Source organism: Thalassobius vesicularis (genome assembly GCF_004799325.1).
GTDB classification, from domain to species: Bacteria; Pseudomonadota; Alphaproteobacteria; order Rhodobacterales; family Rhodobacteraceae; genus Thalassobius; species Thalassobius vesicularis.
This window is the reverse complement of record NZ_SSMD01000001.1, coordinates 516,811-532,972: the sequence shown is the minus strand read 5'-3', so window position 1 is coordinate 532,972 and position 16,162 is coordinate 516,811. Positions and strand designations below refer to the sequence as shown.

The window sequence follows — 16,162 nt, the reverse complement described above, 5'->3', positions numbered from 1 at the left end:
TACGGGTGCAACTGGCGCCCCAACGAGGACGAGCACATGGCTGCAAAAAAACTGGCTAAGGCATTGCTTCTGGGCACTTTTCTGGCCACTGGCGCATGCGGGGTGACGTATCACAGTCCCTCGGTGAAGCAGCAGGCGCAGGGGGCCGAGGTGCGTGTCGTGGCCTTGACCGCGCAGACCGTGCTGGTTGCCAACCGTGCGGCCTATACCCCGCGCAGCCTGCCGGACGTGTTCTCGCAGGTCGCCTATCCCGGCCAGATGAAGGGGCTGGGCGCCCTGCCCGAGCCGCCGATGCACCCCGGCAATGCCGGCCTCGCGCTGGAAACCCGGCTGCCGCCCTCGCTGAACCCCGAGCCGTACCGCATAGGTGTAGGGGACGTGCTGCTGCTAGCCACTAAATCTGCCGCGTCCACGGTGGAACAGCTGACCGGCCTGCTGGCCGCGCAGAACCAGCGTCAGGGCTATACCGTCCGCGACGATGGCGCGATCGCGATCCCGGATATCGGGCCGGTGACGCTGGCGGGCATGACGCTGGACGAGGCCGAGGCGAAGCTGTTCCAGGTGCTGGTCGAAAACCAGATCGACCCGGCGTTTTCGCTGGAAGTGTCCGAGTTCAACTCGCGCCGCGTGTCGGTGGGTGGTGCGGTGCGTAACCCGGCTGTGGTGCCTATCACCTTGAATCCATTGAATTTGTCCGAAGCTCTGGCCGCCGTTGGTGGGCTGACGGCGAAGGACAGGGAATATGCCTCGATCCGGTTGTACCGCAACGGGACGCTGTACCAGATCCCGCTGGAGACCTTCGTCAAGCGCCCGGAACTGGGCAAAACGCTGCTGACGGATGGCGACGCGATCTTTGTCGACACCAGCTATGACCTTGATCGCGCTATGGAATATTACACCCAGACGCTGCGCGCGACCGAGCTGAAACGCAACGCGCGTCACACCGCGCTGCAAGAGTTGCAGGCGGAAATGTCGATGCGCCGACAGGTCCAGATGGACCTGCGCGACAACTATCGCACCCGCGAAGAGATGGGCGGCAACAAGCGCGACTATGTCTATCTGGCGGGCGAGGTTCGCAACCAGGGGCGCTTTGTTTTGCCGTATAATCAACAGGTTACGCTGGCAGACGTGCTGTATGACAAGGGCGGGTTCAACACGGCGACTGGCAATCCGGCGCAGATTTACGTGTTGCGGGCGTCCTCGGACCCCGAGGAATTCGGTGCGGTAACGGCTTGGCATCTGGATGCGCGCAACGCCATCAACATCACCCTGGCCACGCGGATGGAAATGCGTCCCAACGACGTGATTTTCATTGAAGAACAACCGATTACCAAGTGGGGCCGCGCGCTGCAGCAGATGTTCCCCACGATCCTGGGGTCGGCGAGCGCGGTCAACTGATCGGCGCAAAGACCAACGGCCCCGTGATGGGGCCGTTGCTTTGACATCCGTTTAACCGGCGAAATTGTAAGATTCTCGGGCTTTTTCGTACGCCAGCTTACAGCCCGTAATAGGCGTTGCCGTATTGCGAGTAGGCGCCGTATTTGCCGCCGTAGCCGTAACGCTTCATCCGGACCGGATCGATCTGCGACAGCACCAGGCCGGTGACCTTCTGGTTGACGATGCGGAACTGCTCCAGCCCTTCGGCGACCTGCGCCTTGGTGGTGCTGTCCCAGCTGACCGAGAACACGACCGCATCGACCGACTGCGCGATCACGCGGGCATCCGGCACGACCAGAACGGGGGGCGTGTCGATGATGATGAAGTCGTAGTGCTGGCGCGCATCCCGCACGAAGGCGTGGAAGGTTTCCGAGCTGAACACGTCGGCGGCGTTCACGTTGGTCTTTTCGCCCATCAGCACGTCGGCATTCACCAGGTCGTCATGCACGACCGCATCCGCCAACGGGACCGAGCCCGCCAGCACGGACAGCACGCCGTGGGGGCTGGCCTTGGTGAAGTACTTGGTAAAGGTGCGGCGGCGAATGTCGCCCTCGACCAGCAGCACCCGCTTGCCCAGACCGGACAGGTTGTGCGCCAGCGCGATGGCTTGCGTGGTCTTGCCCTCGGCCGGGATCGAGGAAGTGGACATGATCACCTTGGGCGGGTTGTCCAGATCCGACAGCAGGATCGAGGTGCGCAGGTTGCGCACGGCCTCGGCGGCGGCGGATGTGGGTTTGTCGACCAGATAGGGGATCAGTTCAGACCGGGATTTGATCGGGATGCGCGGGATCTGCCCCAGCACGGCCACACCCGAGAATTTGGACAACTCGTCGGCGGTGCGGAAGCCCTTGAACAGGAATTGCCGCAGCAGGATCACCATCGTGCCCAGCACCGCGCCAAGGACCATCGCGATGCCAAGGATCATGGATTTGCGCGGCTCGACGTAGCGGCCACGGGTGGCCTCCGAGATTACCCGCACGTCCGCCTGCTGCAGGCCGCGCTGCACGGTGGTTTCCTTCAGCCGCGACAGGAAGGTGTCGTAGAGGACGCTGGTCGCCTGCGCGTCACGCTCCATCTGGACCAGCTTGGTCAGGTCGTCGGCCTGCGTGGCGATCTGGGTCTGAAGCCGCTCCAGCGCCTGTTCCAGCGCGCCGGCCTGTGCGTCCAGACGCTCGGCGGCGGTGCGGGCGCGGGTCAGCAGCAGCTCCAGCCGCGAGTCGTACAGGTGGCGGCCGTTCTCGGTGCCGGCTTTGACCTCGGCCAGAAGGCGGGTCAGGGTCGGGTCGTTCAGCGTTTTGGTCAGCGTGTCCAGATCGGCGGCGTCGCGCATCGCCAGCAGGCGGCCCAGACGGGCGTGCGCCTCGGTCGCGGAGATGCGGGTTTCCTGCAGCCGGTCGCGGTTGTCCTTGGCCTGACGGTTCAGCGCCTCAAGCGTGTCGGCGTTGATCAGGTCGGTTTCCGAGCGCAGCGCCTTGATCGCGTCCTCTTTGTCCTTCAGTTCGGATTCCAGCGCGACGACGCGTTCGGACAGCCAACTGATGGCCTGCTCGACCGCTTCGTATTTCACGGCGATCTGGTTCTCGATGTAGGTCTCGGCCACGGAATTGGCGATCAGCGCGGATTTGCGCGGGTCTTCGGAGGTGGCGGTGATGTTGAAGATGTAGGTGTACCGCTTGGTATCCGCCGCCACCGCACCACGCACCGCCGAGACGGTGGCCGAAAACGCGGCTTCATCATCGGTGATCAGGTTCTCGGGCGCGCTGGGCAGGTCCGAGCCGATCAGGGCCCGCAGGCCGCGTTTCATCCCCTCGACCGACAGGGCAGGGGGTTCGCGCAGCAGGGGGTTGAACTCGGGGTCTTTGGTCAGCTCCAGCTTGCGGACGGTTTCCTCGATGATCCGGCGCGAGGTGATGACCTCCAGCTCGGTATACATGGCGGAAAATTCGGGGGCGATCGTGGCGGCGGCGTTGTCCACCTCGTTGACCAGTTGGCTGCGCATTTGCAGCGCCAGGTTCGCGGTGGCCGAGTAGCGCGGCACGGCGACGCGGAAGGCATAATAGCCCGCGATCAGCAACGCGACGGCGACACAGCCCGCGATGAACCACTTCCCCTGCCAGAGCGTGGAAAGAAGATGCAGCAGGTCGAGCCCTTCGTCGTCCTGCTTGCGATGAGACTGCCCGGCCGTCGAAGCCGGGTCACGATGAACCGATTGCGCCATTCACTACTGCCCGTGCCGCCCTTTGCGGGCGGTCTGATTAGGGTGCAAAGCACCGCCTGAATTGCGCAGAAACGATCAGGCCCCTGCGCGCCCGAATACGGTCAGCAGAGTACGCCAGAAAATCCACGCTTCCAACGCAAAACCCGTGTTGGTGATGTAGAAAAGATCGGCCTGAACCTTGCGTTTGGTGGCTTCGGTGCCCTCGACATAGCCGATTTCGGTCTGGGCCAGGCCGGAAATGCCGGGGCGGACCATGTGGCGTTCGCGGTAGCCCTGGATCGTGTCCAGAAAGGCGACGGCGTGGTCGTAATAGTCGGGGCGGGGGCCGATCAGGCTCATGTCGCCCTTCAGCACGTTGAGGATCTGGGGCAGCTCGTCCAGGCGGGTGCGGCGCAGGAAACCGCCCAGGCGGGTGATGCGGTGACGCTCTAGCGGGTCATTGGGGCCGCGCTTGACGTTCGAGGCAACCATGGTGCGGAATTTGTACGCCCTGAAGGCTCTGCAATCGCGGCCCATTCTGGGCTGCACGAACAGCAGGCTGCCACGGTTGAAGAACGGGTTCAGCACCAGCAGGCCGACGCCCAGAATGATCAGGACGGGCAACAGGTACAGGCTGAGAAGGATATCGAAGGTCCGTTTGACCCAACCAAAAAGGGTCCAGCGGAAAGAGTCGGGAAGGCGCAATTGCGCATAAAAAGCGTCCCCAAGGGCGCCCTGGTTACCAAAGTCGTACACGTTACACCTGCCTCGGTGAATGATCTGCTCGTTTAGGCTTATTGAGCCTTTGGGGCAATTTTTTGCCCATATTGAGATTTAATTACCGCAAGTTTTTGCAATTACCAAAGAAAAATTGATGAAAATGAGTGTTTTGCGGCATGACCCTAAGGTAAATCGCCCAAGAGGTGATCAGTTTTCGGATCGGACATCTTTTGGGCGAGTATGAGGTCGGGCTGATGCGAGGGGTCAGTCGTAGGCAAAGGCCTGCATGTTCTGGCCGTTCAGAATCGCGTGGTACAGATCCGCCGTGCGCGCGCCTTTGACGGCCCAGGGGAACAGCTGGACGGCGTAATCACGGGCGGCTGCGGCCAGCGCGGTTGAGCGGTCGCGGTCGGTGACGGCACGCTCCATCGCGGTTTGGAAGCCTTGGGCGAGCTGCGGGAAGGGGGCCATCGGGATGGCGTCGCCGCGGGTGCCGTGGCCGGTCAGATCGCCGGGGGCACCGTAATCGGCGCAGATCAGGTGCTGACCGCAGGCCATCGATTCAATCACCACCCCCGCGCCCAACTCGCGGATCGAGGGGAAGACGAAGACGTCGCAGTCACGCATCCATTGTGCCACCTCGGCCTGGGTCTTGCGGCCTTCGAGGGTGACGCAGTCCTGAAGGTTATGCTGGGTGATGAAGGCCTGCATCCTGGGCAGTTCGGGGCCGTCGCCAAGGATATGCAGGTGGTGCTGGCGCAACAGCGGCGAGTTGGCGAAGGCGTGGAGCGGCAGCTCGGGCAGTTTGTAAGGCACCAGACGGCCGGCAAACATGAACCGCACGTGGTCGGCGCGGCGTCCGGCAGGTTTCGAGCCGGTGTCGTGGAAGATCGCGGGGTCAAAGCCGATCTCGGGGAACATGACGATGCGGTCGTCCGGCACGCGGGCCAGATCGGCGCGAGTGTGGCTGAAGCCGGTCAGCACGCAGGCGGCATCGTCATAGGTCGAACGCGCATAGGGCAGGTATTTGTAGAAATCCCGCAGGGCGCGCAGGCGCTCTTTCTCGCGGGTCTGTTCGGCGGTGAAGGCGGCGGGCCAGGGCAGGGCGCCGTTCAGCGGGCCGATGACAAACGGCACCGGGGATTTATGCGCGATATAGCTGGGCATCGTGGGCGACATTGGCGTGATGCGGTGCACGATGTCGAACTTGCCCGCCTTCAGGTCGGCCTTGAAGTGCTGCCAGACGCCCCGTTCGAACGCCAGGTAGGGGATGTAGTTCATGATCTGCGAGGTGGACCAGGCGACCTCCTCCCCTCCACGCAGAAGGCGGGCGATCTTGAACATCGGCGCGGCGATATACTCGTTGTCGATATAGGTGATGTTCAGACCCGCGCCTGCCTTTTCCACGTTCTCGCGGTTGCGGACATGGGTGGCGATGGTCAGGTCGCAATGCTTGGCCAGCTCCAGCGCGTATTTATAGGCGACGATCGGCAGCGAGGGCCACTCGGGGTTAAACTCGTCCGCAAGGATCAGAATGCGCAATTTGCCCTGTGCCACTGGTCAGCCTTTTCGCCTGTTTGCCCGACTATACGCGGGTTTGAGCGCCCCGATAGGGGGGAAGCTGGGCAAGAAAATGACGATTTCGGTGCGAAGCCGGGATTTTCAGCGCTGGTGGCTGTATTTGAACGTGCCCATCGCGGTGGCCAGAAGGGTGCCGGCCTCGTCGCGGATCTCGGCCTCGGCGTAGAAGATATTGCGCCCGCCGCCGATCTTGCGGCCGATGCCCAGCAGCTTGCCGCCCCGGGCCGAGCTGACGAAGTTGGTGGTCAGCGACAGGGTGATGCAGGATTTCGCGGGCTCGTCCTCGTCATGGTAATTGCCGGCGATGCCGCAGTTGAAATCCAGAAAGGCGCAGTAGAGGCCGCCATGCACGATCCCTTGCGAGTTCAGGTGCTGGGGCTGGATCGCCACCTCGGTCCGGGCGCATTCGGCGGACCAGTCCACAAGGCGAAAGCCCATCTCGCGGTTGAAGCCGCTCATGACCTGCGTGATCTCGTCCAGTCGGGACATGGGGCGTTCCTTATTTGCGGGCCGAGGGGGGCAGGACCAGTTCAGGGTCGTCTTTCATGGTGTCGATCAGGTTGCGGCGGGCGCGGTGCATCAGCGACAGCAGTTGATCGACCTCTTCGGGCGAGAAGCCGGACAGCGTGGCGGCGTTGACGGCGCGGGCGGCCTCGCGCAGGACCTGCTTCTTTTCCTCGGCAGCGGGTAGCAGCCAGATCCGGTTGGACCGGCGATCGCGCGGGTCGGGTTTGCGGACGACCCATTGCGCGGCTTCAAGCCGGTCGATCAGGCCGCTGACGGCGACGGTGCCGATGCCCAGATAGCGGGCCAGCTCGACCTGGGTCAGGCCGTCCTCGCGGATCAGGTAGTTCAGGGCAAATACCTGCGCCGAGGTCAGACCGTGGGGCGACAGTTTCTGATCGAACAGGCGAGAGCGCAGTCGCGCCACGTGTTGGAAAATCAGCCCGACGGTTTTCTCGACTTTGTCGTGGTCGCTCATGCGTTTGCGGCTCCGGCAGCAGGGTCAAAGGCTTATCGGCAATAACGGCCCACGGATCAATAGCCGTGGCAGGCCCGGATCGAGGCCGCGAATCAGGTTTTTGAATACATTGGGTGACTATTCGGGACAATTTCCAGAATTTGCATGAATTGTTATCGCCCTTTGATCGCCTTTAAGTTGTGACTCCAAAAAATGTGATCGCGTCAAAAATTCCGCACAGGAGCTGCACAAGTTCGGCAAAGTGCTGCCACAATCTGGACATAATTGGCCGGGATTTCAGGATTTCCGCCCGGATTTGGCCGGATTTGGCCATATTTAGGACGCCCGATTTGGGGCAGAAACGGGGCCAATTGGGGCAGGATTGTTCGCGCTTTGGGTTGTTTAGCGGGTGCGGCGTCACTTTTGTATCGTTCTGTTGTACAATGATGGCGGATTTGGACCACCTCGCCGCGAAGGCCAAATGCGGTGCCTTAGTCCGGCCGACCCGAGTGCGGGGCGAGTCCGAAGCGCGATCACGGACCCCCTGGAAATAGGCTGAAACTGGCTGATTTGAGGATCGTGCGGCAGTTGCATTTTCATGGGCTCAATTGACGGAGAAATGCCCAATTTCGTAAAAACAATAAAGAAAGAGCGAGAAACTCTAATCAAGGCGAGCGGATCACGGATGGGTACCGGGATCAGGCGGCGCCACCGACAAAACCGTTGTCGGCGTCAAGAGATCCGGATGCGCAGCTGCCGCGCCTCTGGAGTTACCGAAGACCAAGGGCTGTAGCTGTCGGGGCTTCTCGACAGATGGGTGTATCGTGCCGGATTCCTCCGGCATCTGCGTAATGAATGTATGGGGAAAGTCCTGTGAATATTCGCGTTGATACAGCTTATGAAATTGCCGGTGCCGGCCTTGCCGTTGCCGCCCCTGAGCCTCGTTTTGCCACGGGCTATGCGTTTTACCGCGACCACGGCAAACGCGCCCTGGATATCGCCGTTGTGCTGATCGCCGCCCCCGTGGTTGCGCTGGTCACGCTGGTTCTGGCCCTGATGGTCATGAGCGACGGCAAATCGCCCTTTTATTCCCAGAACCGTGTGGGCCTGAACGGTCGCGTGTTCCGCATGTGGAAACTGCGCTCGATGGTGACGAATGCCGACGCGGTGCTGGAAGGCTATCTGAACACCAACCCCGAGGCCCGCGCCGAGTGGGACCGCGATCAGAAGCTGAAGAACGACCCGCGCATCACCCGTATCGGCAAGCTGATCCGCGCCACCTCGCTGGACGAGCTGCCGCAGCTGTTCAACGTGCTGATCGGTGACATGTCGCTGGTCGGTCCGCGCCCGATCATGGCAACCCAGCGCGTGATCTATCCGGGCACCGAGTACTATGCGATGCGTCCGGGCATCACCGGCTACTGGCAGATCTCGGTTCGTAACGAAAGCAGCTTCCGCCAGCGCGCAGGCTTTGATGCCGAGTATTTCGGGGACCTGTCGCTGGGCACGGATCTGAAAGTCGTCGCTAAGACCTTTGGTGTGGTTCTGAAAGCCACTGGCCACTAAGGACTGGCCGTCAGGACCGGCCACCCCTTTTCGCAGCTACACATTCGACGATCAGGCCCGCCACGGTTCTTGCCCAGGCGGGCCAATTCAATTTCTGGACATAGGTTTCGCGGGTCGTGCGGCGCAGTTTGTCGTATTTCTGCGGGGCGTCCATGTAGCCGCGGATCACGTCGCGGTAATCATCGGCGGTGGCGTTCAGCGGCAGGGCGTGGCCGTTCACGCCCTCTTCGATCGGGACGCCACCCGCGTTCAGGCACAGCGAGGGCAGGCCGAAGGCGGACGCCTCGCAGAAGGCGAAACCGTAGGATTCGAACGACGGCATCAGGATGAAATGCGAGCGTTCATAGAGCGACTGGAACAGCGCCAGCTCGGCCGGGTCGGTCTTGTCGAGCGAGCGATAGACCGTCAGCGCTTCGGGTGGCAGGCCGGTGTCGGGGGGCTGGCAGCCGACAACGGTCAGGTGCGTTTCGATCCCCGCTTCGCGCAGGGCAAGGACGGTAGCGGCAGTGATGGGGCCGCCCTTTGCCTCCCAATTTCGGCCGACGAACAGGATGCGGACGGTGGAGTCGGGCGACAGGTGCGGCGGTTCCAGGCGCAGGGTCGGTTCGGGGATGTTGGCGCCCCACGGCACGACGCGGGATTTGTCGGGGTCCAGCTCGTACAGCGGATCGGCGCGGTTCTTCAGCCATTTGGAGGGCCAGAGCAACAGATCGGCGGCGCGGAACGTGTCGGTTTCCGTCTTCAACACCAGCGGGTCCAGACGGCGCGACAGCCGGATATACGATCCGAACTGACGCCCGATCACCGAGTTCTTGTAGGTCGTCGGGGTCGCGTCCGAGGTGTAGACCACGCAGGTGCCCTGCGGCGCGCGCACCCGGTAGAGCGAATGGTAGCTGTAGGCGCTGAACAGCACGTCGTACTGTCCCTTGCGCAGCTCACGCTCGACCTGACGGCGGATGATGGGCGACAGCAACAGGTGCAGCCGCCAGCGCAACCGCAGTTGCAGCGCGTCGGGCAGGCGGTACAGGGCGCGGCGGATCGGCTCGGCCAGGCCCCACGATTGGCTGAGGATCGTGATGTCGGCAAATTCCCGGGACAGGGCTTTGAAAATACGGGTGTTGCCGCCGGAATAGGGCCACGGGTCAAGCGGAGTCATATCGCACAGATAGGCGATGCGAATGTCTGTCCTGGGTTGATGCGGGGCGCTTACGGCCATGACGGGAAACGGGGTGCCTCGATTACTGTTGGAATTCATAGGTACTGGTAAATTGCGGCCATTGTTTATCGCTGCCAAGGCAGGAAAGCCATGATTTTGCCGAAACTCTTTGGTAAACCCCTTGGCAACAACTCTAAAAAGCAGAGCAGCCGCGCCATTCGGCGCTAGAATCCAACCGATGCCCAATAGCTTCGCATTTCTGGTCTTGGCCCTGACGCCCCTGATTTGTCTGGTGATCTTTCGATCCATGCCAGCCGGTCGGGCGCTGATTGCGTGCCTGCTGGGGTCGTACCTGTTCCTGCCGCCGCAGCCCACCGCGTTTGACCCGCCGTTGCTGCCGCCGCTGAACAAGGAGTCGCTGCCGAACCTGACCGTGCTGGCGCTGTGCCTGGCGCTGTATGCGGATCAGGTAAAGCTGCTGCCCGAATCCCGTGCGGCGCGGGTGTTCCTGATCCTGTTCATCCTCAGCCCGTTGGGCACCACCATCACCAACCTGGAGCCGGTGTTCTTTGGCCGGATCGGCCTGCCGGGGATGGGGATCAAGGACATGGTCTCGACCATGTTCCGGCAGGTGTCGATCATCGCGCCGTTCCTGCTGGCGCGCTGCCTGTTGCGCACCCGGATGGATCAGCGCGACCTGTTGCTGGCCTTCGTGTTCGCGGGGCTGGTCTATTCAATCCCCATGCTGCTGGAGGTGCGCCTGTCACCGCAGATCAACATCTGGGTCTACGGGTTCTTCCAGCACAGCTTTGAGCAGATGATGCGCGACGGGGGGTTCCGGCCCATCGTGTTCCTGTATCACGGGCTTTGGGCGGCGTTCTTCATGATGGTCTGCGTGGTCGCGGCGGTGACGCTGCTGCGGGGGGAAACCGGAAAGCACCGGACCTATGCGCTGATCATCGCGGCCTATCTGTTCGGCGTGCTGGTGCTGTGTAAATCGCTGGCCTCGTTCATGTACGCGGTGCTGCTGGTGCCGCTGGTGCTGTTCCTGCCGCGCCGCCTGCAATTGTGGGTCGCGCTGGCGCTGGCGCTGCTGACGGTCAGCTACCCGGTGCTGAAGGGCGCCCACCTGGTGCCCGAGCGGCAGATTCTGGCGCAGGCCGAAAAGGTCAGCGCGGATCGCGCGGGATCGCTGCGCTATCGCTTGGAAAACGAGAATGTGCTGCTGGATCGGGCAATGGAGAAGCCCTTGTTCGGGTGGGGCAGCTGGGGGCGCAACCAGATTCTTGATCCGGTCACCGGGGTCAGCCAGACTGTTTCCGATGGTTACTGGGTGATCGCGCTGGGCATGTTCGGCTGGGTCGGCTGGCTGGCCCAACTGGGCCTGCTGCTGTGGCCGATCGCCCTGCTGTGGCACAAACTGAAAGGTTCCGTTCTGGTCAACGCGTCCCCATATGTGACGGGCATGAGCCTGCTGCTGGCGCTGAACGTGTTCGACCTGTTGCCCAACGCCACCCTGACGCCGCTGACATGGCTGTGGGCGGGCGCCTTGCTGGGCTACGCCGAGCGTGACGACATCTATGTCCGTCCGGCCAAGCACAAGCTGAAGAGTGTGATGTAAGCCAAAGGGGGTGCCGATGGTCCGGCCGAGTTTGTGGGTGATGCTGTGTCTTGCCCTGCTGTTCCAAAGCCCGGCGCGAGCCGGCCAGTCGGATGTCTCGGCTTACTTTTTCGGCAATAGTCTGGTCGAGCATCCGTCGGACACGCACGAAACTTCGGCTGTGTATTGGCTGAATTACATTGCCCGGGCGGCGGGCAAGGGGCTGCGCGCGGATGGCACCTGGGTCTTCCTGCAGGATATCAAGGGCAAGCTGCCGCCGCAGCCGGAATGGAGCGTGCCGGGCGTGACCTCGGGGTGGGGTGGTGGCGTGGACGGCTACGACGCCGTGGTTCTGACGCCGACGAATTTCATCCAGTACCTGCGCCCGGACGAGGTGTTCAACGACGACGGCCTGACGGCGCTGGGCGCGGCGGGGCTGGCCTTTGATACGGCGGGGCCGCAGGCGCGGTTGTTCATCTACGAGGGCTGGGCCGACATGGGCGTGGTGGTCGGGAACTACCCGCCCTCGGCCCGGCAACTGCGCCGGTATCACCGCGAAAACCGTGGGTCTTATCACGAATGGTACGTCACGCTGACCCAAGGGGTGAAGGCCGCCTATCCCCAGCATCAGGTGCAGCTGATCCCCGTCGCCAGCACGATGGCGCAGGTGTATGAGCTGCCGGGGCTGAAAGAGCTGACAGGCACCGACCTGTACCTGGACGACGCGCCGCATGGCACGCCCACCACCTATTTCCTGGCCGCGCTGGTCACCTATGCCATGCTGTACGAGGAAGCGCCGCCTGCTGCGCTGGTGCTGCCGTCCTCGGTCCATCCGCTGGTGCGCGCCAATTACGGCGAGATCGCCGCGCTGGTCGCCCAAGCCACCGGGACAGAGCGGGCGGCGTTGCTGCAGCCCCCGGCGAAACCCGTGGCGCAACCGGCGCTGGCGATGGGGCTGGACGGCATTCATGATTGGTCGACCCAGTATCCGTTCCTCAACGTGATGAAATCCGCGCGGCCCTGGCTGGGGCATAAGAAAGGCCAGTACGGCGGGATGGAGGCCGAGCAGCTGGAGGCCGAGGGTTATCTGGACGAACACGGCTGGCCGATGGAGATCCCCGAAGGGGTCGAAAAGCTGGAAAGCTACCTGCTGACCGACCTGCCGCGCGAGGCGCAGTATTTCACCGGGCGCTACCGGCTGACGTACGAGGGCACGGGCACGCTGCGGGTGGGCGGGCGGGCGCGGAATGCGCGCTACTCGGATGGGCAAGTGACCTTTACCTTTGAGCCGGGCGAGGGGCCGGTCGCCGTGGCGATCCTGGCCACCGATCCGGGCGACCACATCCGCAACATCGCCATCGTCCACGAGGACATGACCGAGCTGTACGACATGGGCGTCACCTTTAACCCGCTGTGGCTGGGGCTGGTGCGTGATCTGCGGGCGGTGCGATTCATGGACTGGATGATCACCAACGGATCCTTCGTGTCGCGCTGGCAGGACCGGCCGGTGCCGCAGGACTACACCTTTGCCCGCCGTGGCGTGCCGGTCGAGGTGATGGTCCAACTGGCCAACCAGATCGGCGCGGACCCGTGGTTCACCATGCCCCATGCCGCCGATGATGCCTATGTCGAGGCGTTTGCCACTTACGTGCGCGACCATCTGGAACAGCGGCGGGTGGCTTATGTAGAATACTCGAACGAGATGTGGAACTTCTTGTTCGAGCAAGCCCGCTGGGCCGCCGCGCAGGCCAAGGACCGCTGGGGTGCGGAGGGCGATGCCTGGATGCAATGGACCGGGATGCGCGCGGCCGAGGTGATGGACATCTGGACGCGGGTCTATGGCACAGAGCGGCTGGTGCGGGTCGCGGGCGTGCATACCGGCTGGCCTGGGTTGGAGGACGCGCTGCTGAACGCGCCGCTGGCCGTGGCCGAGGGGCGGCGACCTCCGGTAGACAGTTTCGATGCTTATGCCGTCACCGGCTATTTCGGGTTGGACGGGGACGACCCTGAAATGCCCGCCCGCATCCTGCGCTGGGCGCGGCAGGGCATCGTGCAGGACAAGCTGACGGAATATCTGCGCGACGGCCCCATCCGCAACCTGACGCAAGAGGTGTTCCCCTACCACGCCAAGGCCGCGCAGCAGGCCGGGCTGCGGCTGATCATGTACGAGGGCGGCACCCATCTGGTTGGCCTGAACGAATGGGTCGATAACGAGGAGCTGACGCAGGTGCTGACGGCCTACAATTACTCGGCCCAGATCGGCGCGCTGTATCAGCAACTGCTAGAGGGCTGGCAGGCCGCCGGGGGCGTGCTGTTCAACGGGTTCGTGGACGTGGCCAAACCCTCGAAATGGGGTAGCTGGGGGGCGAAACGGCATCTGGCGGACCAGTCGCCGCGCTGGGACGCGCTGATGGCCTATAACGCCAGCGGCCCCAGTGACTGGGAGGACCGCACGCCGGATGCGTTTGACGACGGGCTGTTCCTGACGGGGACGGATCAGGATCAGGCGTTCGTGGGCACGAAATGGTCCGACGTGATCCTTGGGCGGGGCGGGAATGACCGCATCACCTCGGGCGGGGGCGGGGATTACCTGCATGGTGGCGAGGGCGTGGATACCGCCGTTCTGCCGGGCCGGGCCGAGGATTACGCGCTGGCGCTGTGGGGCGACACCTGGCTGGCCGTCGGCCCGGACGGAGAGGTCGCGCTGCGCAGCATCGAGGTGCTGGAATTCGAGGGCGCGCCGGGGGCCAAGATGGATCTGGGGATTTAACCCCAGATTTCCTGCACCAGCGTTTCCGCGCCCAGACGGGAATCAAACCGCGTTTCGATCGTGTGTCGCCCAGCCTCGCTGAGGCGGGTCAGGCGATGCGGATCGGCGGCCAGTGCGGCCACGGCGTCGGCCATCGCCTGCGGGTCTTTGGGCGGGACCAGCACGCCGTCGACGCCGTTCTGGATCAGCTCGGGCACGCCGCCGGCATCGGTGCCGATGGTGGGGGTGGCGCAGCTCATCGCCTCCATATAGGCCACGCCGAGGGGCTCGGCCCAGCTGGCCAAAATGAACAGATGCGCGTCGCACAAGCGGCGCTTCACCTCGTCGGCGTCGATCGCGCCCAGCAGGGTGACGTGGCCCGAGAGGTTCAGATCGCGGATCTTCTCCTCTAGCACATGGCGGAAGCCGGTGCCGCCGTCGTCATCCTCGCCTGCGATGTCCAGATTGACCTTGTGGCCACGGTCCAGCAACAGGCGGACGGCCTCCATCAAGTCCTGATGACCCTTGACGAAATGCAGTCGCGCGCAGGTGAAAATGCGCAGCGCCTCGCCGGGGCGGGGGGGCTTGTAGGGGGCCTTGCGGCGCAGCGTGGCGGCGTCCACGCCCATCGGCTGGATGCGGATGCGTTCGGGCAGGTCGGGGCCCAGATCGCGGATCACCTCGGCGTGGATCTTGTGGGTGATGATCGTGGCGAATTTCGCGCGGCGCCATTTGAAGTGCTGGCCGGGGCCGTAATCCTGCATCGGCCCGTGCAGCGTGACCGAATAGTCGATGCCGCCAAACCGGTTCGCCAGTGCGGCGATCATCGCCGCGCGGCCGCAGGAATGGGCGTGGATATGGGTGATCCCGCGCGCGCGGCATTCGCGCACCAGACGGCGCGCGGCGGGGATGCAGATCAGCGCGTCCTTGGCGACCTCTTTGCCGTCGCGCCGCACCTCGGCCGCCAGTTCGCCGAACGGGACGCGGGGCAGGCCGGCCAGCAGATCAGGCACCGAGGCATGACCCAGATAGGTGGTGCGCGCCATCGCCTTTTCCGACCACGAATGAGAGATCAGCCCCTTGGGCGGCGGACGGGTGGAAAACAGGTGCACCTCGACGCCCATCTGTTCCAGATGCCGGATTTCGCGCCAAAAGAAGATATGCGTCTGCCCGGGAAACTGGGGCACCAGATAAGCGATTTTACGGGGCATGAGAGCGTCCTGCATCTGTTTGCGCTTGCAACATAAACCCTGTTCCGGCCCAATTAAAAACATAAACCGTCGATATTTCGAAACTCGTACCAGTCCACCCAGGAGACACGCTTGATCAGTATCATCATCCCCGCCAACAACGAGGAATCGATGATCAGCCGTTGCCTGGGGTCGCTGGCTGCGTCCTCGGCCGTGCCTGAGCCGGTCGAGGTGATCGTCGCCGCCAATGCCTGCACGGATCGCACGGTTCAGGGCGCGCTGTCCTGGCGGGACGGGATCGAGGCGAACGGCTGGAGCCTGATCGTGCTGGACCTGCCCGAGGGCGGCAAGATGAACGCCATGAACCAGGGTGACGCGGCTGCAAGCGGGGACAAACGGATTTATCTGGATGCCGATGTGACGGTGGACCCGGACCTGCTGGCGCAGCTGTCGCGGGCGCTGGCGACACCCGAGGCCCGCTATGCCAGCGGCGACGTGCGGATCGCCCCGGCGCGGACATTCGCCAGCCGGGCCTATCGGCGCATCTACGGGCGCGTGCCGTTCTTTACGCAGGATGTTCCCGGCTGCGGGCTGTTCGCGGTGAACGCCGCGGGGCGCAAGCGGTGGGGGACGTTTCCCGACATCATCTCGGACGACACGTTCGTGCGGCTCAGCTTTGCGCCGGGCGAGCGGGTCAAGACGCAGGCCGGGTACGATTGGCCCATCGTCGAGGGGTTCGAGAACCTGGTCAAAGTGCGCCGGCGCCAGAATATCGGGGTGGATCAGGTGGACCGCCTCTATCCGGATTTGACCCGCAACGATACCAAGCCGCGCATGTCTATCCCGATGCTGTGTGGCCTATTTTTGCGCGATCCGGCAGGATTTGCCGTGTACGCCGGTGTGGCCCTTGTCGTAAAGCTGACGCAGGGCAGGAACGCCTCGGACTGGAGCCGCGGCAGGTAGAATGGAACGAGTCTTTGCAGCTCCGTTTTGGAATGATTTGAC

The 16,162-nt window shown here is 63.4% G+C and carries 12 protein-coding genes; 5 read left to right on the top strand and 7 right to left on the bottom strand.

What is annotated here, in order from left to right:
• The first annotated feature begins 36 nt into the window (after positions 1-36).
• Positions 37-1,398: a polysaccharide biosynthesis/export family protein gene (locus tag E7681_RS02605; RefSeq protein WP_211089755.1), complete on the top strand. Its 1,362-nt coding sequence runs from the start codon at positions 37-39 to the stop codon at positions 1,396-1,398.
• 97 nt (positions 1,399-1,495) lie between these two features.
• Here E7681_RS02605 and E7681_RS02600 read toward each other — a convergent pair whose 3' ends face one another.
• The 5 genes from E7681_RS02600 to E7681_RS02580 form a co-directional block, all read right to left on the bottom strand.
• Positions 1,496-3,655, bottom strand: coding sequence for a GumC family protein (locus tag E7681_RS02600; RefSeq protein ID WP_136337694.1), 2,160 nt, complete (start codon positions 3,653-3,655; stop codon positions 1,496-1,498).
• A gap of 75 nt (positions 3,656-3,730) precedes the next feature.
• Entirely contained in the window at positions 3,731-4,339 is a 609-nt protein-coding gene (locus tag E7681_RS02595) for a sugar transferase (RefSeq protein WP_136337921.1), read from the bottom strand.
• A 279-nt stretch (positions 4,340-4,618) separates the two neighbouring features.
• On the bottom strand, positions 4,619-5,911 hold the full coding sequence (locus E7681_RS02590; RefSeq protein ID WP_136337693.1) for a glycosyltransferase family 4 protein: 1,293 nt from the start codon (positions 5,909-5,911) through the stop codon (positions 4,619-4,621).
• 105 nt (positions 5,912-6,016) lie between these two features.
• Entirely contained in the window at positions 6,017-6,424 is a 408-nt protein-coding gene (locus tag E7681_RS02585; protein WP_136337692.1) for a PaaI family thioesterase, read from the bottom strand.
• 10 nt (positions 6,425-6,434) lie between these two features.
• A complete protein-coding gene (locus E7681_RS02580) occupies positions 6,435-6,917 on the bottom strand; it encodes a MarR family winged helix-turn-helix transcriptional regulator (RefSeq protein ID WP_136337691.1) in 483 nt (160 codons plus the stop codon).
• 858 nt (positions 6,918-7,775) lie between these two features.
• Between E7681_RS02580 and E7681_RS02575 the strand changes: the two genes are divergently transcribed.
• On the top strand, positions 7,776-8,462 hold the full coding sequence (locus E7681_RS02575) for a sugar transferase (protein ID WP_425471372.1): 687 nt from the start codon (positions 7,776-7,778) through the stop codon (positions 8,460-8,462).
• Between the two features lie 10 nt (positions 8,463-8,472).
• Here E7681_RS02575 and E7681_RS02570 read toward each other — a convergent pair whose 3' ends face one another.
• Complete coding sequence (locus tag E7681_RS02570) at positions 8,473-9,618, bottom strand: glycosyltransferase family 4 protein (RefSeq protein ID WP_168733137.1); 1,146 nt, start codon at positions 9,616-9,618, stop codon at positions 8,473-8,475.
• A 238-nt stretch (positions 9,619-9,856) separates the two neighbouring features.
• Here E7681_RS02570 and E7681_RS02565 point away from each other — a divergent pair, with 238 nt between their 5' ends.
• Both E7681_RS02565 and E7681_RS02560 read left to right on the top strand, forming a co-directional pair.
• Positions 9,857-11,239, top strand: a complete 1,383-nt coding sequence (locus E7681_RS02565; protein WP_136337688.1) for a hypothetical protein — start codon at positions 9,857-9,859, stop codon at positions 11,237-11,239.
• A 16-nt stretch (positions 11,240-11,255) separates the two neighbouring features.
• Positions 11,256-13,988, top strand: coding sequence for a calcium-binding protein (locus tag E7681_RS02560; protein WP_136337687.1), 2,733 nt, complete (start codon positions 11,256-11,258; stop codon positions 13,986-13,988).
• Here E7681_RS02560 and epsE read toward each other — a convergent pair.
• On the bottom strand, positions 13,985-15,178 hold the full coding sequence (gene epsE, locus E7681_RS02555; protein ID WP_136337686.1) for an exopolysaccharide biosynthesis GT4 family glycosyltransferase EpsE: 1,194 nt from the start codon (positions 15,176-15,178) through the stop codon (positions 13,985-13,987). The genes E7681_RS02560 and epsE overlap by 4 nt on opposite strands.
• A gap of 111 nt (positions 15,179-15,289) precedes the next feature.
• Here epsE and E7681_RS02550 point away from each other — a divergent pair, with 111 nt between their 5' ends.
• Positions 15,290-16,120 carry a glycosyltransferase gene (locus E7681_RS02550; RefSeq protein WP_136337685.1) on the top strand — a complete coding sequence of 277 codons (831 nt, stop codon included), beginning with the start codon at positions 15,290-15,292 and terminating at the stop codon, positions 16,118-16,120.
• Positions 16,121-16,162: the final 42 nt, after the last annotated feature.